Source organism: Pseudomonas sp. P5_109 (assembly GCF_034009455.1).
Classification (GTDB): domain Bacteria; phylum Pseudomonadota; class Gammaproteobacteria; order Pseudomonadales; family Pseudomonadaceae; genus Aquipseudomonas.
Genome location: NZ_CP125380.1, coordinates 631,988 through 652,150, shown reverse-complemented (window position 1 = coordinate 652,150; position 20,163 = coordinate 631,988). Strand labels below are relative to the sequence as shown.

Annotated in this window: 19 protein-coding genes; 8 read left to right on the top strand and 11 right to left on the bottom strand. The window is 60.3% G+C overall.

Annotated elements, in window-relative coordinates; all coding sequences use genetic code 11:
* Nucleotides 1–4: 4 nt before the first annotated feature.
* Nucleotides 5–2,074: an AsmA family protein gene (locus QMK54_RS02790; protein ID WP_320402011.1), complete on the bottom strand. Its 2,070-nt coding sequence runs from the start codon at nucleotides 2,072–2,074 to the stop codon at nucleotides 5–7.
* A gap of 387 nt (nucleotides 2,075–2,461) precedes the next feature.
* Here QMK54_RS02790 and QMK54_RS02785 point away from each other — a divergent pair, with 387 nt between their 5' ends.
* The 7 genes from QMK54_RS02785 (at nucleotide 2,462) to QMK54_RS02755 (ending at nucleotide 7,766) form a co-directional block, all read left to right on the top strand.
* Complete coding sequence (locus tag QMK54_RS02785; RefSeq protein ID WP_320402010.1) at nucleotides 2,462–2,974, top strand: hypothetical protein; 513 nt, start codon at nucleotides 2,462–2,464, stop codon at nucleotides 2,972–2,974.
* 173 nt (nucleotides 2,975–3,147) lie between these two features.
* On the top strand, nucleotides 3,148–3,780 hold the full coding sequence (locus QMK54_RS02780; RefSeq protein ID WP_110662896.1) for a TetR family transcriptional regulator: 633 nt from the start codon (nucleotides 3,148–3,150) through the stop codon (nucleotides 3,778–3,780).
* A gap of 268 nt (nucleotides 3,781–4,048) precedes the next feature.
* Entirely contained in the window at nucleotides 4,049–4,549 is a 501-nt protein-coding gene (gene ureE, locus QMK54_RS02775; RefSeq protein ID WP_320402009.1) for an urease accessory protein UreE, read from the top strand.
* Nucleotides 4,546–5,220 carry an urease accessory protein UreF gene (locus QMK54_RS02770; RefSeq protein ID WP_320402008.1) on the top strand — a complete coding sequence of 225 codons (675 nt, stop codon included), beginning with the start codon at nucleotides 4,546–4,548 and terminating at the stop codon, nucleotides 5,218–5,220. Before ureE ends, QMK54_RS02770 begins: the two co-directional genes overlap by 4 nt.
* A gap of 24 nt (nucleotides 5,221–5,244) precedes the next feature.
* Nucleotides 5,245–5,859, top strand: a complete 615-nt coding sequence (gene ureG / locus QMK54_RS02765; protein ID WP_320402007.1) for an urease accessory protein UreG — start codon at nucleotides 5,245–5,247, stop codon at nucleotides 5,857–5,859.
* A 27-nt stretch (nucleotides 5,860–5,886) separates the two neighbouring features.
* Nucleotides 5,887–6,459 (top strand): HupE/UreJ family protein, encoded by a 573-nt coding sequence (locus tag QMK54_RS02760; RefSeq protein WP_320402006.1) that lies wholly within the window; start codon nucleotides 5,887–5,889, stop codon nucleotides 6,457–6,459.
* A 173-nt stretch (nucleotides 6,460–6,632) separates the two neighbouring features.
* Nucleotides 6,633–7,766, top strand: a complete 1,134-nt coding sequence (locus QMK54_RS02755; RefSeq protein WP_320402005.1) for an AGE family epimerase/isomerase — start codon at nucleotides 6,633–6,635, stop codon at nucleotides 7,764–7,766.
* Between the two features lie 153 nt (nucleotides 7,767–7,919).
* Here QMK54_RS02755 and QMK54_RS02750 read toward each other — a convergent pair whose 3' ends face one another.
* From QMK54_RS02750 to QMK54_RS02705, 10 genes are all read right to left on the bottom strand, one after another.
* On the bottom strand, nucleotides 7,920–8,825 hold the full coding sequence (locus QMK54_RS02750) for a cation diffusion facilitator family transporter (protein ID WP_320402004.1): 906 nt from the start codon (nucleotides 8,823–8,825) through the stop codon (nucleotides 7,920–7,922).
* A 166-nt stretch (nucleotides 8,826–8,991) separates the two neighbouring features.
* Nucleotides 8,992–9,762, bottom strand: a complete 771-nt coding sequence (locus tag QMK54_RS02745) for an SDR family oxidoreductase (RefSeq protein WP_320402003.1) — start codon at nucleotides 9,760–9,762, stop codon at nucleotides 8,992–8,994.
* A 297-nt stretch (nucleotides 9,763–10,059) separates the two neighbouring features.
* Nucleotides 10,060–10,308 (bottom strand): hypothetical protein, encoded by a 249-nt coding sequence (locus QMK54_RS02740; RefSeq protein ID WP_320402002.1) that lies wholly within the window; start codon nucleotides 10,306–10,308, stop codon nucleotides 10,060–10,062.
* 307 nt (nucleotides 10,309–10,615) lie between these two features.
* Complete coding sequence (locus QMK54_RS02735; RefSeq protein WP_110660051.1) at nucleotides 10,616–11,332, bottom strand: ABC transporter ATP-binding protein; 717 nt, start codon at nucleotides 11,330–11,332, stop codon at nucleotides 10,616–10,618.
* The gene (locus QMK54_RS02730; RefSeq protein ID WP_110660052.1) at nucleotides 11,329–12,204 is read right to left on the bottom strand and encodes an ABC transporter ATP-binding protein; all 876 of its coding nucleotides are present in this window, start codon (nucleotides 12,202–12,204) and stop codon (nucleotides 11,329–11,331) included. Before QMK54_RS02730 ends, QMK54_RS02735 begins: the two co-directional genes overlap by 4 nt.
* Nucleotides 12,201–13,484: a high-affinity branched-chain amino acid ABC transporter permease LivM gene (livM, locus tag QMK54_RS02725; RefSeq protein ID WP_110660053.1), complete on the bottom strand. Its 1,284-nt coding sequence runs from the start codon at nucleotides 13,482–13,484 to the stop codon at nucleotides 12,201–12,203. The genes QMK54_RS02730 and livM overlap by 4 nt, the downstream gene beginning before the upstream one ends.
* 3 nt (nucleotides 13,485–13,487) lie before the next feature.
* A complete protein-coding gene (locus QMK54_RS02720) occupies nucleotides 13,488–14,402 on the bottom strand; it encodes an ABC transporter permease subunit (protein WP_110660054.1) in 915 nt (304 codons plus the stop codon).
* A gap of 237 nt (nucleotides 14,403–14,639) precedes the next feature.
* Nucleotides 14,640–15,773, bottom strand: coding sequence for an ABC transporter substrate-binding protein (locus tag QMK54_RS02715; protein ID WP_110660055.1), 1,134 nt, complete (start codon nucleotides 15,771–15,773; stop codon nucleotides 14,640–14,642).
* A gap of 364 nt (nucleotides 15,774–16,137) precedes the next feature.
* Nucleotides 16,138–17,421, bottom strand: coding sequence for an FAD-binding oxidoreductase (locus QMK54_RS02710; RefSeq protein ID WP_320402001.1), 1,284 nt, complete (start codon nucleotides 17,419–17,421; stop codon nucleotides 16,138–16,140).
* A gap of 155 nt (nucleotides 17,422–17,576) precedes the next feature.
* Nucleotides 17,577–19,067, bottom strand: a complete 1,491-nt coding sequence (locus QMK54_RS02705; protein ID WP_223593935.1) for an aldehyde dehydrogenase family protein — start codon at nucleotides 19,065–19,067, stop codon at nucleotides 17,577–17,579.
* A 174-nt stretch (nucleotides 19,068–19,241) separates the two neighbouring features.
* Between QMK54_RS02705 and QMK54_RS02700 the strand changes: the two genes are divergently transcribed.
* Nucleotides 19,242–20,153: a LysR family transcriptional regulator gene (locus QMK54_RS02700; protein WP_110660058.1), complete on the top strand. Its 912-nt coding sequence runs from the start codon at nucleotides 19,242–19,244 to the stop codon at nucleotides 20,151–20,153.
* Nucleotides 20,154–20,163: the final 10 nt, after the last annotated feature.

Sequence of the window (20,163 nt, the reverse complement as noted above, 5' to 3'; positions counted from 1 at the left end):
ACCCTCAGTTTTTTACCGTCTTGGGCGCCTTGCCCATCTTCATCTGCTCCAGCAACGGCGCACACTGATTCGGCTCGCCACCACTCGGCGCCACCAGCGCCAACAACCCGGCCGCCGGTGCGGCGATCACCCCCAGTGCCACCATCCCGGCCCCGCGCAACATCAATGGCACGGCCTTGACCCCCGCATCGGGCTTGATGAACTTGCCGCGCACATACAGTGGCGAGCGCAATGAAATCAGGCGCCAACCCTTGGATTCCGGGGTGATGGTCAGGTCCAGTTGTTCGGTCGCCATGTTCGCGGTGCCATCGATGTAGACGACTGCGTTCTCGGTGTCGAACACAAACAAGCGGGTACTGGCCAGGCCGGACTGGATGCCGAAGTCGGCGGCCGCGCAGTTGATCTTTACTTCCTTGTCACCAAAGATCTTGCCCACCACGTAGTTGCCGACGTTCAAGCCCGCCAGCTCCATCAGTTCGCGACTGATGGCACCATCATTGATCAGCATTTTCAGATTGCCATTGGCGCTGCCCAGCAACTTGGCCACCGAGTTGCCGCGCCCGCTGATATCGGCATCGCCGTTGAGTTCGCCGAAACTGGTTTTCATCGGCTCAAAACCGGGGAACAACTGTTTGAGCTTGAACCCGCGCGCGGTCAGTTTTGCCTGGCCTTCCAGTGGGTCGGTGTGTCCGTTCAGGCGAATCTGCGCATCCAGCTTGCCGCCGGCCACGCCGAAGCGCAGCGGCTCGAGACTGAGCACGCCATCGGTGAGCACCAGATGGGTATAGAGGTCGTTGAACGGCAGTTTTTCACTGTGCACGATGCGCTTGCCGGTGAACTCGACATCGGCGTCCATATCGCGCCAGCGATCGGTCTTGAACTCTTCGACCGGCAGCACTTTGTCCGCCGGTTGTTTGCTGTCACCGCCACGGGCCTTCTGTTTGGCGTTGGAATCGGCACCGATCAGCGGCGCCAGATCGGCGAACAGCAGTTGATTGGACAGCAGCGAGCCGCTGAGTTTTGGCCGTGGCTGGCTGGCGACATAGGTCAGATTGCCGTGGATGTCGCTCTCGCCGATCTTGCCGTTGAATTCTTCATAGCGGAACACCGCGCCACCGGTTTCATGCAGCTTGGCGATCAGATGGCCGTCGGTGGCATAGGGAGGTGTGTCCGGCAGGATCACACCGGTCAGCGGGTAGAGGTTGCCCAGGCTGGTGCCGGTCAGTTTCAGGCGCAGGTCCAGTGCGCCGAGGTTCAGCGGATCGGTCAGGGTGCCGGCCAATTCGACGCTGGAATCGGCAATCCTCACCTGTGCCTGGAGCGGAAACGGCCGCGCCGCGTCCTGCAGCGCCAACAGCCCGCCAATCTTGCCCTGGCCCGCGAGTTTCTGGCCGTGGTACTGGCCGTTGACCTTGAGGGCGAACGCATAATCCTGGGGTGAGGAGCCCTTTTCCTGCGCGGCTTTCGCCGCTTTATCACCGACGATATCGCTGAACGGGATCGGTTTGCCCAATGGATCGATCAGCACGTCGAGTTGAGTCTTCAGACTCTGGTCGTCGAGGGTGACGTGGCCCTTGTCGAAACCGATCGCGCCGATATCCACCTCCCAGCTGGATGGCTCTGCGGTCGGGTCTTTAGGGTCGAACTTGAACGTCCAGTTGGCACGCCCGTCAGCCAGGCGTTGCAGCTCGGCATTCGGTTCAGTGAGATCGATACGCGGGATCACCACCCGCTGCGCCAGCAACGCCAGGGGAGAAATACGCAACTCGACACGCTTGAGGGTGACCATCTGCGCTTGCTTCGACCAGTCCGGATTACCCAGGCTGAGGTCCTCGGCCACCACATGGGGCCACGGCACCCAGGCGCGCCAGCCGCTTTCATCGGGCTCGGGCCGCCAGACCACCGACAGATTGCCGTTGATGGCAAAAGCACGGTGCAGTTCTTCGGAAACTTTGGCGTTGAGCGGCGGTTTGATCCGGTTCCAGTCGAAGAACACGATGATCAGTACCAGCAACACCAGCAAGGTCAGAAAAGTGGAAAGGGTCCAGACAAACGTCTTTTGGGTGCGCGTCATTGCACAGGGCTCCTGATACGACTGAGCGCCCCGACTGCGACGCACATGTGAAACGGTGAGCCGGAAGCGGCTCGCCATGAAGTCTACGACTGATAAAAGCCCGGCAGGTTTAATCGAAAGGCCGATTTCGCCGAATTCGACCAGTCCAATACTGACCCATCAGTCATTCAGCGTTACCGGCCTCGCACTTCTGCATGGCACAGGTGAGTCGAAAATACCCAAACCGGTGCAAGACAACTCGCCGGAAACGCCCGATCTAGAGCCTGCGCAGCAAACAATCAATTCCGTTGATTATTACCATTGCGTTTATGAACTTTTATATCGACTTATCGAGAGTAGCATTGCCCTCGTACCCACTTTTTCGCACCCCCGAGGAGCAAAACAATCATGAAACGCCAACTACTGCTTAGCCTTACCCTCTCAATGCTGGCCAGCACTGCTTTTGCACTGCCTGCCGCTGATCAAGCGACTCCTCAAGTGAAAGACAGCCGCTCGGTGTTCAGCCAAACCGTCGCCGCCGATGGCTCGGACCGCACTCCTCAAGGCCAGACCCTTGCCGAAGGCGGTAACGATCGCCTGAAAGAAAAAGGCCTGATCACTCAGGATGGCTCGGACCGCACCCCACAAGGCCAAACCCTGGCAGCCGATGGTTCCGATCGCACTCCACAAGGTCAAACCTTGGCCGCTGACGGTTCCGATCGCACCCCACAAGGTCAAACCCTGGCTGCTGATGGTTCCGATCGCACTCCACAAGGTCAAACCCTTGCCGCTGACGGTTCCGACCGCACTCCACAAGGCCAGGCCCTGGCTGCCGACGGTTCGGATCGCACTCCACAAGGTCAAACCCTCGCTGAAGGCGGTGGTGACCGTGTGATCGAACGCAACAGCGCCCTGAGCTAAGCCCCATGGCCGCCCTGAAAAAAAGCCCAATCCCCGGATTGGGCTTTTGACTTTTCAGCGGTCCGCTTGATAGATATCGCATCTCCCCGCTTGATCCCCCCTACAGTCGTTCGACGCCGGCAAAGCCGATTTGCTAGAGTGCGCCGCGTCCCCATCCAGAAAACGCCCTTGCAATGCTGCCCCGCGCCGAACAGAAACAACAGACCCGTAACGCCCTGATGGACGCTGCCCGGCGCCTGATGGATGGCGGCCGAGGATTCGGCAGCCTGAGCCTGCGCGAAGTCGCGAAAACCGCCGGCATCGTACCGACCGGTTTCTATCGCCATTTTGCCGATATGGATGAACTGGGCCTGGTGCTGGTCAGCGAAGTCGGCCAGACATTCCGCGAAACCATTCGCCTGGTACGGCACAACGAGTTCGTGATGGGCGGCATCATCGATGCCTCGGTGCGGATCTTTCTCGACGTGGTCAGCGCCAACCGTTCGCAGTTCCTGTTTCTCGCCCGCGAGCAATACGGTGGTTCGCTGCCGGTGCGCCAGGCCATCGGCCGCTTGCGTGAAAACATCAGTTCGGACCTGGCGGCGGATTTGTCACTGATGCCAAAACTGCAGCATCTGGACATCGACGACCTGAGCGTCATGGCGGACCTGATCGTCAAAAGCGTGTTCGCCACCCTGCCGGACATCATCGATCCGCCAGCCGAAGCCTTGCCCGAACACCTGACGCCCCAGGCGAAAATCACTCAGCAGCTGCGGTTTATCTTTATCGGCCTCAAGCATTGGCAAGGGCTGGGAAGCACCGAATAAACCTGTGGGAGCGGGCTTGCTCGCGAAGGCGCCAGCACATTCAGCATTCATGTGACAGACACTCCGCTTTCGCGAGCAAGCCCGCTCCCACACTGAACCTCACCGCCTCAACTTGGTGCGCAAATCAAAAACAGCGCACCAACTTCATCCAAAAAGCCCATCACCTCGCAACTTATCCGACCCATCCCACAGCCATTTCCTACACATCGCGTCGATTGGCAAGCCCCTTGCTCTAGCCTGAGCATTGTCCATTGCTGGAAGCCTTCCGATGCTGGTGATTCATCGCAGAATCGACCCTCAACCCCTTTGGGCCGCCGAACTGCACTTGACGTTCGAGGCTCGCAGCAAAAGCCGTTTGCGCTGTTTCAGTGCCGAGGGCGAGGACGTCGGGTTGTTTCTGGAGCGAGGCCAGCCGCCGTTGTTTGACGGCGAATACCTGCAAGCCGAAGACGGGCGAATCGTGCGTGTCTGCGCCCGCCCCGAACAATTGCTGCACGTCACCTGCGCCAATGCCTTCGAACTGACCCGCGCGGCCTATCACCTGGGCAACCGCCATGTCGCCCTGCAAGTCGGCAGCGGCTGGTTACGCCTGCTCGACGACTACGTGCTCAAGGCCATGCTTGAACAACTCGGCGCCCATACCGAGAACATCGAAGCGCCGTTCCAGCCGGAACATGGCGCCTACGGCGGTGGCCATCATCATTCGCGCCATGGCGATGAAGACTTCAACTACGCGCCGAAACTGCACCAGTTCGGCGTACGCCCATGAACCCGGCCTGGGCGCTGCTGCGCCTGGCCAGTCCGCAATTGCCGATTGGCGGCTACAGCTACTCCCAAGGGCTGGAGATGGCTGTGGATAACGGCCGCGTTCATGACCCCGACAGCGCCCGACGCTGGATCAGCGATCAGTTGCTGTTGAATCTGGCGCGCTTCGAAGCGCCATTGCTGCTGGCTCATTGCGTGGCCGCCACGGCAGAAAACTGGGGCAAATTGCTGCAACGCTGCGAAGAACACCGCGCCAGTCGCGAAACCCGCGAATTGCATCAGGAGAGCCGGCAGATGGGCTACTCGTTGCAGCAATTGCTCAACGGCTTGCCGGAGCTTGACGCTGCGGCTCGCGCATTTCTCGAACAACGCACCGAGCCCCACCTGGCCCTGGGTTGGGCGTTGGCCGCGCGCGCCTGGCAGATCAGCCCGCAGGACGCCCTGGCCGCGTGGCTATGGAGCTGGCTGGAAAACCAGTTGGCGGTGCTGATGAAAACCTTGCCACTGGGTCAGCAAGCCGCCCAGCGCCTGACCAGCGAACTGTTGCCGCTGCTTCAACAAGCTCAACACAACGCCACTCAAATCGATCCCGACCATTACGGCAGCGCCGCTTTCGGCCTGTCCCTGGCGTGTATGGCCCACGAGCGCCAATACAGCCGCCTGTTCCGTTCCTAGGGCCCCCTTGTTTTGGAGAATCACATGAACACACAACCCCTGCGCATCGGCATCGGCGGCCCGGTCGGCTCCGGTAAAACCGCCCTGACCCTGGCCCTGTGCCTGGCCCTGCGCGAGCGCTACAACCTGGCCGTGGTGACCAACGACATCTACACCCGCGAAGACGCCGACTTTCTGGTGCGCAACGAAGCCCTGGCGCCGGAACGCATCATTGGCGTGGAAACCGGCGGCTGCCCGCACACGGCCATCCGCGAAGACGCCTCGATCAACCTCGAAGCCGTGGATCAACTGAACCGCCGCTTTCCGGGCCTGGACCTGATTCTGGTGGAGTCCGGTGGCGACAACCTCTCCGCCACCTTCAGCCCGGAACTGTCCGACCTGACGATCTACGTGATCGACGTTTCGGCCGGCGACAAGCTGCCGCGCAAGGGTGGGCCGGGGATCTGCAAATCCGACCTGTTGGTGATCAACAAGATCGACCTCGCGCCGCTGGTAGGGGCGTCGCTGACGCTGATGGACAGTGACACCACGCGCATGCGCAACGGCAAGCCGTTCGTGTTCAGCAACCAGAAAACCGGCCAGGGCCTGGAACAGATCATCGCCTTCATCGAACGCCAGGGCTTGCTGACCGCGGCCTGATCACGATTTCAACAAGGAAGCTTATCCATGACACTCAAACGCATTCTCGGCGCCTTGGCACTACTGCTGACCCCGGCCCTCGCCTTCGCCCACCCGGGGCACGGCGACAACGGTTTGATCGCCGGTATAAGCCATCCGCTTGGCGGTCTCGACCACTTGCTGGCGATGCTCGCGGTCGGTCTCTGGGCTGCACAGCAACAAGGCGTCGCACGCTGGGCGCTGCCGTGCACCTTCGTCGGCACCCTGCTGATCGGCGGATTGCTGGGTTTTGAAGGACTGAACCTGCCAGCCCTGGAGAGCGGGATTGCCGCTTCCGTGCTGGCTTTGGGGCTGGCGGTTGCGTTGGCAGTGCGTCCACCGTTGGTGATGGCGGTAGGGGCGACGGCGTTGTTTGCGCTGTTCCATGGCGTCGCGCACGGACTGGAACTGCCCGACATGTCGAGTCCCTGGACCTACGCCACAGGTTTTGTCGCGGCGACCGCGGTGTTGCACGCGGCGGGTTATGCGCTGGTGCGAGTGTTGCCGCAGGCCGCAGCGCCTCTGGTGCGACTGGCGGGCGCGGCTTCGGCGGCGACCGGGGTGTGGTTGCTGGCAGGTTAATTCTCTAGCGCCTTCCACGGCCTCTTCGCGAGCAAGCCCGCTCCCACATGGGTGCTGTGTACACAACTCCATTGTGGGAGCGGGCTTGCTCGCGAAAGCGGCCTGACAGACACCACCCCTCTCAGGCCTGCTAACATGTCGCGCAATCGCCCCTGCCGTGACGACGCCAGCCAATGCCGCCTGTTTCCCGCTCCGCCTCTCAGCCTGAACTGACCGCCCTGTTCGCCTCGGTGCAACAGCACTTCCTGAACGTCATCGTGCCGCTTTGGCAAGGTCCGGGTTGGAACGCCGACATGGCGTTGCCCTACGAGGCGCTGGATGCCGAACACCAGCCGCTGCCACCGCAACGCTATCGGGCCATGGCCTGTGCGCGGCAGTTGTATCTGTTTGCCAGCCTGATCGATCAGGTGCCGGGCGCCGAAGAGCGTGCCGCCGCCTTGTTCCGCTCGTTGCAACGGCACTTCCACGATGCCGAGCACGGTGGCTGGTTCTACAGCGTCGATGCACAAGGGGCGCCGCTGGATCAGCGTAAAGACCTCTATACCCACGCCTTCATCCTGTTCGCCTGCGCCCATTACTGGGACAAGGTCCGCGAGCCCTTGGTCGAGTCGGTACTCAACGCCTCGCTGGAAGTGATTGCGCAGCGTTTCGCCACGGACGACGGTCTGTACGAAGCCACGCTCGACCGCGACTGGGCATCGCTGGATAGCGGCCCTTTGCAAAACCCGCTGATGCACCTGGCCGAAGCGTTCCTCGCCACTCTGTCGGTGCGTGAGGACCTCGACGTGCAACACGCGCTCGTCGAGTTATGCACAGCCATGCACGCGCGGTTTATCGATCCGCAGCACGGCGTATTGATGGAAAAGCCGCTGGGGTCTGTGGATAACTGGTTTGAACCGGGGCACCAGTTCGAATGGTATTTCCTGCTGGAATCTTCGGCGCTGTTGCGCACTTCGACGCTGCACGCCGATCTGGAGCGGGCCTTCGCCTTTACCGAGCAAGTGGGCGTCGAACAGCAGACTGGCGCCGTACGGGCGATGCTCGACCTTGAATCGGATGGCGGCGTGCGGGACGCCACGCAGCGTATCTGGGCCCAGGCCGAATACCTGCGCGCGTTGACGCTGCGCCCGGACAGCGAAGCAGCTGTCCTGCGTCAATTGCAGGCATTGCAGCAACGCTCGCTGCATGCGGGCGGTTGGTATGAATGCCGTGATGAACAGGGTGAAGTCAGCCGCCGCGACATGCCGTCGACCACGCCTTATCACCTGGCGACCTGTTATCACGGGTTGGCGGAATATCTCGACTGACTCTGTGGCGAGGGAGCTTGCTCCCGTCGGGGTGCGAAGCGCCCCCCCCACACATTGGCTGCCACCTTTCATCTGACGTAGCGCGTTAACCTGCTTTACGGCTGCTTCGCAGCCGAGCGGGAGCAAGCTCCCTCGCCACAGATCTTTCACTGGTCACTCAATCCACTTGCGGTCCCCGGTAAAGCTGATGGTCAGCCATCGTGCGGCATCCGGCTCGCCAAGCTTTGTGGATATCTCCTCGCGCAAGCTGTCCAACTGCCCCACACCGTCCAGCCAGTAATCCTTCGGCAATACGATGTGAATCTCGATAAAACAGGCCCTGCCGTGTTTCTGCACGTAGGAAATGTAGTCGTCGAAACCATGCTCGACCTTCGCCACCTCCATCACCTGACGCACCTTGTCGTCCAATTGATCCGGGACAATCCCCAAGACATCGCGCAAGGCCGGGCCGAGGATTTTGAAGGCCGGGGGAAGCATGCCCAAGGCCAGCAGAATCAGGATCATCGGGTCGACATACACCGCCCACTGGTCGTAGCCCTGAGTCTTGAGCAGCAGCGCGATGAGGAAACTCACCAACAGTCCCGCCGACAGCATCGCGTCCACCAGCCAACTGATGTTGTCGAACTGGATCAGCGATGATTTGAGTGTGCGATTGCGATGGCGGACGTAAAAGAAATAAATGAGCTCAACGACAGTGAAGAACGCCGCGTAGAAGATCACCAGCCCGAGCTCGACCTCGCGGCCACCACTGATGATGCCGAACACACCGTTGAGAAAGGCATAAATGGCGACCAGGAAAATGAAGCAACCCTCGATCACCAACACCATGGGTTCCAGGTGCCAGGAGCCGAACTGGAAGCGCTGATTGCTTTCCTTGGCGATCAGCTTGGCGGTGATCAGCATCAGCACCTTGATGAAGGCCGCGATTAACGAAAAGAAGCCATCGAACAGGATGGATTGGGCGCCAGAGACAAAACCGGTGATGATCCCGGCGAACGTCACGGCGAGCATCAGGAAGGTCGATTGTTTGAGCAGCGACTGCTCGCCTCGATTACTCACTGGATCTCCTCTAATACCTCTAGACCGCCGGGTGTGGCGGGCTGCTTGAGGGAGGAGTCTAGCTGAAGCTTTGTGTCACCTGAGCCGGCCCCTTCGCGAGCAAGCCCGCTCCCACATTGGATCGCGGTCAAATGCGGGCTTGCTCGCGAAGAACGATGACTCTGTATTAAGCCTTGCCACCACTGCGATCAATAGCAAACCCGGCCCAGGTCTGGCTGACCGGCATCAGTTCCAGGCTGTTGATATTGATGTGCGCCGGAGCGTTAAGCACCCAGAAAATAGTCTCGGCGATGTCTTGCGGCTGAATCGGCTCGGCGCCGGCGTAAGTGGCGTCGTAGCGCTCCTGATCACCGGCAAAACGCACCAGCGAGAACTCGCTCTCGCACAGGCCCGGTTCGATGTTGCTGACCCGTACGCCCGTGCCCTGCAGGTCGCAGCGCAGGTTCAGGGAGAACTGTTTGACGAACGCCTTGGTCGCGCCATAGATGTGGCTGCCCGGGTACGGGTAGTTGCCGGCGATGGAGCCCAGGTTGACGATGCCAGCACCGCGACCGTGAGCGATCAGGCGCGGCAACAGCAGGCGGGTGCTGTACATCAGGCCCTTGACGTTGGTATCGACCATGGTGTCCCAATCGTCCAGGTCGCACTTGGGCGCCGGATCAACACCCAGGGCCAGCCCGGCGTTGTTGATCAACCCGCGCAGTTTGGCAAAGGATGGCGGCAGATTGGCAATCGCCTCCTCCATGGCCTTGCGATCACGCACATCGAGCACCAGGCCATGGACTTCGGTCTGCTTCGACAGCTCGGCGCACAGCGCATTGAGGCGCTCTTCACGACGGCCTGTCAGCACCAGTTTCCAGCCGGCCTCGGCAAAACGACGGGCACAGGCTTCACCAAAACCGGAGGTCGCGCCGGTAATAAACAGGGTGTTGGACATCGTGTTCTCCTTGCTTCGGCTGATCGCCAGCCATTGGAATAGAAAATCAGCAGGCAGCATGCCCGGCCTTGTTCACAGCGGCAACCACCGTTCAAACTGTTCAAAAAACGCTCAACCCCGGCAACCCCTTGGCCAGCGTGGCCTGCAGCCATGTGCGCGCACGTTATCCACAGGCCGGTCCACAGTCTTTGGGGGCAAGTGAAAAAGCTGCAAGCCGCTATCCACAAGGCTCTGCGCGGGGTTTTGAAACTTTTTTGCTTGACCCTCAACCGTCCGCTGTGTAGCCCTTGGCGATTTTCATGACTGGCGGGTCAAACCAGCGATGGCGCCAAGCCAGTAACCACGGCCTTCAGCCGAGTCTTTCCAGAGTTTAACCACAGACTTATCCACAGGCTTGCCGACAGCGATTCCACAGACTTTCACCCCGAACAAAAGGGTTGACAAAGCGGCCTTCAAGCTGAGCAAAAACACTTGATCAAAAAATAGCCAAAGCTCTGCAAGCCACGATTTTAAAGGCCTCCAGCCAGCTACTCCCACGTTATTCACAGCCGGTTCCACAGCAAACGGGGACAAGTCAAAACCGTGGCAAAACAACTATTTGCAGCGGCTTTATGTCGCGGTTTCGGAGCTCGGAAATTTTGTTTTCCACAATTTCCCCGAATGCCGTCACCGAACCCTGTAGGAGCGAGCTTGCTCGCGATGGGCGTCAACGATAACGCGAACATTCTGGATGAACGCGTTGCCCTGGAGACCTTCGCGAGCAAGCTCGCTCCTACAGGGGACTGGTGGGGTAATGGAGATGTAAAAAAGCCCCGGCGATTGCGCGCCGGGGCTTGTGTATAACCACTGAAACTCAGTGACCGCCGAGATAGGCGTTACGCACATCCTCGTTGACCAACAACTCCTTGCCGGTGCCGGTCATGCGGATTTCCCCGTTGACCATCACATACGCCCGGTCCGACAACCGCAGTGCGTGGTTGGCGTTCTGCTCCACCAGGAAGATGGTCATACCGGTCTTGGCCAATTCCCGCAGGGTTGCGAAGATCTGCTTCACCACGATCGGCGCAAGGCCCAGGCTCGGCTCATCCAGCAGCAACAACTTGGGACGGCTCATCAGGGCACGGGCGATGGCGAGCATCTGCTGCTCGCCGCCGGACATGGTCATCGCCCGCTGGGTGCGTCGCTCTTCGAGCCGCGGGAACAGCTCGAACATGCGTTGCATGTCTTCCTTGGCGTACTTGTCACCGATAGGGATGGTGCCCATCAGCAGGTTTTCTTCGACTGTCATGTCGGGGAACACCCGCCGCCCTTCCGGCGATTGCGCGATGCCGTTGGAAGCGATGTAGTGGGACGACTTGTGGGTAATGTCCACGCCCTGGTAGAGGATCTGCCCGTCCGCCGCCCTTGGCTGGCCGAAAATCGACATCAGCAGGGTCGACTTGCCGGCGCCGTTGGAGCCGATAAGGCTGACGGTTTCCCCTTCGTTGATGTGCAGCGAGACTTTCTTCAGGGCCTGGATAGGCCCGTAGAACACGTCCAGGTTCTTGAGTTCGAGGATGGGTTGGCTCATAGCACCACTTCCTCTTCATCGGCGCCCAGGTAGGCCGCGATCACTTTCGGGTCGTTACGAATCGCATCGGGTCCGCCCTCGGCGATGACGATGCCGTGGTCCAGCACCACGATGTGGTCGGAAATACTCATAACCATGCCCATGTCGTGTTCGATCAGCACCACGGTCAGATCGTGCTCGTCGCGCAGCAGCCGTATCATCGCGCTCAGCGCTTCGGTTTCCTGAGGGTTGAGGCCGGCAGCCGGTTCGTCGAGGCAGATGATCTGCGGACGGGTGCACATGGCACGGGCGATTTCCAGACGGCGCTGCTGACCGTAGGACAACTCGCCGGCCAGGCGGTTGGCGCAGTCCACCAGGTCCACGACTTCCAGCCAGTAGAACGCATGGTCGAGCGCATCGCTTTCGGCCTTGCGGTAGCCCTTGGTGTTCAGGATGCCGGCCAGCATGTTGCGGTTGACCCACATGTGCTGGGCCACCAACAGGTTTTCCAGCACCGACATTTCCTTGAACAGGCGAATGTTCTGGAACGTACGCGCCAGCCCGGCGCGGTTTACCAGGTGAGTGCCACCGAACGCCTTGTAGAACAGCCGACTGGCGAAGGATTTCGGCGAAACGAAATCCGTTGGTTTGAACGACTCGCCCAGCAGTTTGATGACGTTGGTCTGTTGCCCACGAATGTTGAGTTCGATCTTGCCGCCGGAGGCCTTGTAGAACCCGGTCAGGCAGTTGAACACGGTGGTCTTGCCGGCGCCGTTGGGGCCGATCAGGGCGAAGATCGAATTGCGTTTGACCTTCAGGCTGACATCGCTCAACGCCTTGATGCCGCCGAAGTGCATCATCAGCTTTTCGACACTGAGTACGACTTCGCTCATGGCGCTACTCCTTTACGCGGGGTCACACCGGTACGGCTGATCCGAATCAGGCCGCGCGGTCTCCAGATCATCATCAACACCATCAGGATGCCGAACAGCAGCACACGGTACTCGGCAAAGCCGCGCAGCAGCTCCGGAGCCACGGTCAATACGAAGGCCGCGATGACCACACCGATGGTTGAGCCCATGCCGCCGAGTACCACGATGGCGAGGATCAGGGCCGATTCGAAGAAGGTGAACGAGGTCGGGTTGACGAAGCCCTGGTAGGTGGCGAAGAACACCCCTGCCAGACCCGCCGTCGAGGCACCAATGGTGAACGCCGAGAGCTTGACCAGCACGTGGTTCAGGCCCATGGAACGGCAGGCGATTTCATCTTCGCGCAGGGCTTCCCAGGCGCGGCCCACCGGCATGCGGGTCAAGCGATGCTTGATATACAGCACGGCCAGCACCACCAGGAACAGCACTGCGTAGATGAAGTAGTACTTCACGTCCGGGTTGTAGGTGAGGCCAAAGAACTCATGGAACGGTACGCCGCCATCCTTCGCCCGCTTGCCGAACTCCAGGCCGAAGAACGTCGGCAGCGGTGCCGGCATGCCATTCGGGCCGCCCGTCAGCGACAACCAGTTGTTGAGAATAAGGCGGATGATCTCACCGAAGCCCAGGGTCACGATCGCCAGGTAGTCACCGTGCAGGCGCAGCACCGGGAAACCGAGGATGCAACCGGCCAGGCCGGCGGTGATCGCCGCCAGCGGCAGCACCGTCCAGAACCCCAGCCCCAGGTATTGATACCCGAGCGCCAGACCGTAGGCACCGATGGCGTAGAACGCCACGTAGCCAAGGTCAAGCAGGCCGGCCAGGCCGACCACGATGTTCAGCCCCAGCCCCAGCAGCACATAGATCAGTCCGAGGATGACCACGCCCAACAGGTAGGAGTTGGAGAAAAACGGGAACACCACGGCGATCACGATGACCAGCGGGATGATCCAGCGCAGCCGCGACTTGTAGTCAGGCGCCAGCACGTGCACCCCGGAGCCTGTCGATTCAAAGCCTTCGAGGATTTTCAGGCCCTTGGGTGTCTGCAGGAACATGCTCAAGGCAAAGCGACCGGCCATGACGATCGCCACGATCCACGCCACCCGGGTGGTTTCCAGGTTGAAGCCATAGCCATCGAGAACGACGCCGACAATCGGTCCGAACACAATCAGGGCAATGAGGCCGGCAAGAATCGCGTCAACCAGACTTTTTTTGATATCAATGGTTTTTTTAGTGGTTGAAGACATCGCTTACACCTTCGACACAAGAGGACGGCCGAGCAGGCCTTGAGGCCGAAAGACCAGAACGAGGACCAGCAGCGAGAAGCTGAAAACGTCCTTGTAGTCCGAGTTCACCAGACCGGAAAACAGCGACTCGGAAATGCCGAGAATGATCCCGCCAAGCATCGCGCCAGGCAGTGAGCCAATCCCGCCGAGTACTGCGGCGGTGAACGCCTTGATCCCGATGATGAAGCCGGCATAGAAGTCGAATGTGCCGTAGTTCATGGTGATCAGCACGCCGGCCAGGGCCGCCATCGCTGCACCAATGATGAACACGTAGGAAATCACCCGGTCGGTGTTGATCCCCAGAATCGAAGCCATCTTGCGGTCTTGCTGGGTTGCACGGCACATGCGGCCGAGCTTGGTGTACTTGATGATGTAGGTCAGCAGGCCCATCCCGACAAACGCGGCGATCAGGATGAAGACCTTGGTGTAGGTCAACTGCACAAAACCGGTGCCGATATCAACGCGCCAGGCACCCGTGAGCAGAGTCGGAACACCTTGTTGCTTCGCGCCCTGGGCGATCTGTGCGTAGTTTTGCAGGATCAGGGAAATACCGATGGCGCTGATCAGCGGTGCCAGTCGGGTGGAGTTACGCAGGGGTTTGTAGGCGACACGCTCGATGACCCAGCCATACACCGCCGTGACGATGATGGTGAAAATCAGTGTGCCGAGCATCAGCAGCGGGAAAGATTCGATACCGAAGTAAGCCAGCAGAGCCAGACTGATCGCCGCGAGGTAAGCGGAGATCATGTAAACCTCACCGTGGGCGAAGTTGATCATGCCGATGATGCCATAGACCATTGTGTAGCCGATGGCGATCAGGCCATAGACCGACCCGAGGGTCAGGCCATTGACCAGTTGCTGCAGGAAAATACCATCCATAACGCAATCTCACGCAATGAGAACCTGCACACCTGAGGGGGGTGCGGTTCTTCTAAGGAAAATACAGATATACGTCGGAGCAATGTCAATCACGATCAGGTAGCCCCCCCTCTGTAGGAGCTGGCTTGCCAGCGATAGCGGTGTATCAGCCAACATTGATGTCGACTGATCTGGCGCATTCGCGGGCAAGCCCGCTCCCACAAGGGATCTGTGGGGTTCAGCCTGTCGAGTCAGCCCTTACTTCTGTTTTTCCAGCTGGTGGTATTTGCCATCCTTGTCCCACTGGTAAACAACGTAGTCGGAGATTTTCAGGTCGCCTTTGGAGTCCCAGGTCTTCTCGCCCATGACGGTCTTGACCGGGTTCTTCTTCAGCCATGCAGCTGCGTCTTCGCCCTTGTTGGACTTGGCGCCGTTGAAGGCTGCAGCCAGGGTCTGCACCGAAGCGTAGGCGTACAGGGTGTAGCCTTCAGGTTCGGTACCGGCCTTGCGGAACGCATCTACCACGGTCTTGCTGTCTGGCAGCAGGCGTGGGTCGGCGCCGAAGGTCATCAGCACGCCGTCAACGAATTGCGGACCGCCAGCGGTGGTCACCAGTTCGTCGGTCACGATGCCGTCGTCGGACATGAACTTGACGTCTTTCAGGCCTTGTTCACGCAGTTGACGCACCAGAGGACCGGCTTCCGGATGCAGGCCACCGAAGTAGACGACGTCAGCGCCGGCACCGCGGATCTTGGTCACGATGGTGCTGAAGTCTTTCTCGCCACGGGTCAGGCCTTCATACAGCACAGGCTTCACGCCGCGTTTTTCAAGCTGAGCCTTGGTGGCATCAGCCAGGCCCTGGCCATAGGTGTCCTTGTCGTGCAGCACGACCACTTTCTTGCCCTTGAGCACGTCGACGATGTAGTCGCCGGCTACGATGCCTTGCTGGTCGTCACGCCCGCACATACGGAACATGGCGCTCAGGCCGCGTTCGGTAACGGCCGGGTTGGTGGAGCCTGGGGTGATCGCGATGATGCCCGCTTCGTCATAGATCTCAGAAGCCGGGATGGTCGAGGAAGAGCAGAAGTGACCGACCACGCCGGCGACTTTCTGGTTGGTCAGATCCTTGGCGACCGTCACAGCCTGTTTCGGTTCGCAGGCGTCATCGCCCTTGACCAGTACGATTTTTTCCCCGTTCACGCCGCCCGACGCGTTGACCGCATCGGCCGCCGCCTGTGCACCCTTCATATACTGTTCGCCAAATGCCGCGTTGGCGCCCGTCATTGGTCCCGCTACGCCGATCTTGATGTCAGCCTGAGCAAACGCAGAAACACCCAACGCAGTTGCCACTGCAAGGGCCAGAAAGCCTTTCTTGTAAAACGTCTGGGACATGAGGTGGTGCTCCATGGTTTTTTTTAGTTGGCACTGCGACTTCACTGAATGCTCAGAGCAAGGGCCGTGCCATCGGTTTTTTATTCTGAAAAAAGTCGCTGCTTTCTTGTTATTTCGACTGTTTCGGACCCATTTTCATTGGGCGTGCAACCGTCTAAACCGCGGAAGGTAAAACCATTATTTCTTTGAGGCGCAACCCGCCTGCGCCATCATTGCAACCGCGGCTTTAAACGACGTGCAACCAGCCTGTAACAACGTGCGTCACCGAAGTGCACACTGCTGGTGCAGGGACTGCTACAACCCGCACCACTACAGGCTAGCTGCAGATCGAAAAAGCGCCGCTTTCCACTGCAAAAATCAACCTTCAGATCACGATCCGCAGGCACTGGCCTGCGTGATACAGCGAGAACCCCGCCTCATACAGACAGCTGCGCAACCCCACCCCGGCCAAAGCCTGCATGGGGGCAAAAGGAATCGGTAGCGCTTGAGGATTTCCGTTACACAGGTAATCGGCAAAGGCCTTGCCGACCACCGTTCCCGTGGTCACGCCTCGCCCGTTGTAACCGGTGACGGCCACTAAACCGGGCGCCGGCTCGAACAGACGCATCAAATGATCGGGGGTGAAGGCAATGCAACCGGTCCAGGTGCACTCCCACTCCACCGGTTTGAGGTACGGAAAATAGTGCTGCTGCACCCGGTCGGCCCAGGCCTTGAGAAACCAGGCCGGTTTCTGATTGCCATTGCCGAGGCTGCCCAGCAGCAGGCGTCCGTCTTTATCCCGACGAATACTGCTCAGGACCTGACGGGTGTCCCAGGAACCCTGGCCGCCGGGAAGAATTTGCTGCGCAGCCTCTTCGGTCAGCGGGACCGAGGCCACCTGATAGTAATAACCGGGGAAGAAATTGCGCCGCAGCTCCGTCCAGTCGCCTTCGGTGTAGGCATTGGAGGCAATCACCACTTTCTCGGCCATGACCGAACCCTGGGCGGTCTGCACTGACCAGCGCTGGCCCTGGCGTTCGAGTCGGGTGACCGGGGAATGATCGAACAATTGACCGCCCAGGCCGATGGCCGCCTTGGCCAGCCCCGTGGTGTAGGCCATCGGGTTGAGCGTGCCGGCCCGGCGATCGAGCAGCGCGGCGGCGATCTTTTTGGTGCCGGTGGCTTGCACGCAGGCCTGACCAGTGAGCAATTCCACCGGCGCGCCGCGACGTTTCCACTGTTCTTCACGACTGCGCAAGTCGGCTTCGCCACGGGCGTTGTGCGCCATGTGCAACGTGCCTTCGCGGCGCAACTGGCAATCGATGTTGTATTTATCCACAAGGCTGAACACCAGGGATGGTGCCGCACCGAGCATGCGGTTGAGCTGGCTGCCGACTTCGCTGCCAAATCCGGCTTCGATCTCGTCCGGTGGAATCCACATCCCGGCGTTGACCAGCCCGACGTTGCGCCCCGAGCCACCGTGACCGGCGCGATGGGCCTCGAGCACACAAACACTCTTGCCTTGTTCCAGCAGATGCACCGCTGCCGACAGACCGGTAAACCCGGCGCCGATGACGCAGACATCCACCGTGACCTCCCCCTTGAGGGCCGAATTGTCCGGCCTTTGCGGCGTCAGTTTTTCCCACAGACACTCTTCACGTAACGGCATTGCCAGACTCCAGGCAGAAACCTAACAAACACACAATTCAAATGTGGGAGCGGGCTTGCTCGCGAATGCGTCGGCACATCCAGCATCAATGTGACTGATAAACCGCTTTCGCGAGCAAGCCCGCTCCCACAGGGGATCACCGCCCTATTCGAGACTCAATCGAACGTAATGCCCTGGGCCAACGGCAACTCCAGCGAATAGTTCACGGTGTTGGTCTGGCGGCGCATGTAGCCGCGCCATGCATCGGAGCCGGACTCGCGACCGCCGCCGGTTTCTTTCTCGCCACCAAACGCGCCGCCGATTTCCGCGCCGCTCGGGCCGATGTTGACGTTGGCGATGCCGCAGTCGCTGCCCACCGCCGACATGAACTGCTCGGCTTCACGCACGTCGGTGGTAAAGATGCACGAGGACAGGCCTTGTGGCACGGCGTTGTTCAGGCGCAGGGCTTCCTGAAAATCGCTGTAACCGACCACGTACAGGATCGGGGCGAAGGTTTCGTGGCACACCACGTCGCTCTGCTCCGGCATTTCGACGATCGCCGGCGATACGTAGTAGGCATTCGGGAACTTGTCTTGCAACTGACGCTCACCGCCAAACACCCGGCCGCCTTCACTCAAGGCCTGCTCCAGCGCGTCCTGCATGTTGTCGAAGCTGTGCTTGTCGATCAACGGGCCGATCAGGTTACCTTCCAGCGGATGACCGATACGCACTTTCGAGTACGCAGCTTTCAGGCGGGTGACGATTTCTTCTTTCACCGATTCATGGGCGATCAGGCGACGCAGGGTGGTGCAGCGCTGACCGGCGGTGCCGACGGCACTGAACAGGATCGCGCGAACGGCCATGTCCAGGTCGGCGCTTGGGCCGAGGATCATAGCGTTGTTGCCGCCCAGTTCGAGAATGCTGCGGGCGAAGCGCGCGGCGATTTTCGGCGCAACTTCACGGCCCATGCGGGTGCTGCCGGTGGCGCTGACCAGTGCGACACGCGGATCATCGACCAGGGCTTCGCCGGCATCGCGACCGCCGATGACCACCTGGCTCAGGTGCGGTGGCGCATCGCTGAAGTTCTTCAGCACGCGATCGAACAAGGCCTGGCAAGCCAGTGCGGTCAGTGGCGTCTTTTCCGACGGCTTCCAGATCACCGGGTTGCCGCAGACCAGCGCCAGCGTGGCGTTCCAGGCCCAGACCGCGACCGGGAAGTTGAACGCACTGATCACGCCGACAACGCCCAGTGGATGCCAGGTTTCGCGCATGTGGTGGCCAGGACGCTCGGAGGCGATGGTCAAACCGTACAACTGGCGCGACAGGCCAACGGCGAAGTCGCAGATGTCGATCATTTCCTGAACTTCACCCAGGCCTTCCTGGGTGATCTTGCCGGCCTCCCAGGACACCAACTCGCCGAGGTCGGCCTTGTATTCACGCAGGATGTCACCCAATTGCCGCACCAACTCGCCACGGCGCGGTGCCGGGACCTTGCGCCACAGTTCGAACGCATGATCTGCGCGACTGATGTGTTGCTCGACTTCAGCCGCGCCTTCCCAGTTCACGGCGGCAATCGTGCTGCCATCGATCGGCGAGTGCACCGGCACTTTGCCGTTCTGGTACAGGGCCGGGTTCACACCTAGACGATCAAGCAATGCGGCAACCATGGGTTACTCCTCAAGCAAAAGACAGAACACGTGCAGCCGGAAATTCACGGCTGATCAGACCTGTAGTTTTAGCTGCCCGGAGGTTACTCAACAAACGACCATTAAGAGAGATATCATTCCGTTTATTCATGCTGTGCATTGCTGGCAATAAGAAACAAGAACCAAGGACCGCCCATGCTGAATAAACGCTACCTGCCATCGATCGCTGCGCTGCAGTGCTTCGAGGCCGTCACCCGGCACTTGAGCTTCACTCGGGCCGCCGAAGAGCTGAACCTGACCCAGAGCGCCGTGAGCAAACAGGTCGCGCAACTCGAAGAGCTGTTGCAGCACCTGCTGTTTCGCCGGGTGCGCCGCCGCCTGCAGATGACGCCGGCCGGCGATCTTTACCTGGTTGAGGTGCGAAAAATCCTCACGCAAGTCGAGATGTCGACCCATTACCTGCGTTCCTACGGTGGTGAAACAGAAGTCCTACGCGTCTCGACACCTCCCACCTTCGGCGCACGCTGGCTAGTGCCGCGCCTCAAAGGCTGGCGCCTGCGGCACCCGTCGATCCACCTGGACCTGTGCAGCGAGCAGGAGGCCGACGATCTGCTGCAAGGGCGCAGCGACCTGGCGTTCTACTTCGGCCAGGGTTCGCGGCCCGGCACCGAGTGCCTGAAGCTGTTCGGCGAAGAGCTGGTGCCGGTGTGCGCCCCGGGCAGCCTGCCGGACACGCCGTTCACCGATCCGACGCAATTGTCCGATCTGGTACTGCTGCAAAACGCCTCCCGCCCCCAGGCCTGGCATGACTGGTTCGAGCATCAGGGCTACCACACCGAGCACAGCTACCACGGCCCGCGCTTCGAAACCTTCTATATGTGCATCCGCGCCGCCCAGGTTGGCTGTGGCGTCGCGCTGTTGCCACGCTTCCTGGTGGAAGAGGAACTGGCCGACGGCAAACTGGTCATTCCGTGGCAGCATGCAATGCCCAGCACCGACGCCTATTACCTTGCGTACCCGGAGCATTCGGCGGAAGTGCCCAAGGTGCGGGACTTTGTGAAGTGGATGCTGGAGCAGATTGATAGCCCGGATGTGGAGCAGCACTAACGTCTTGCAC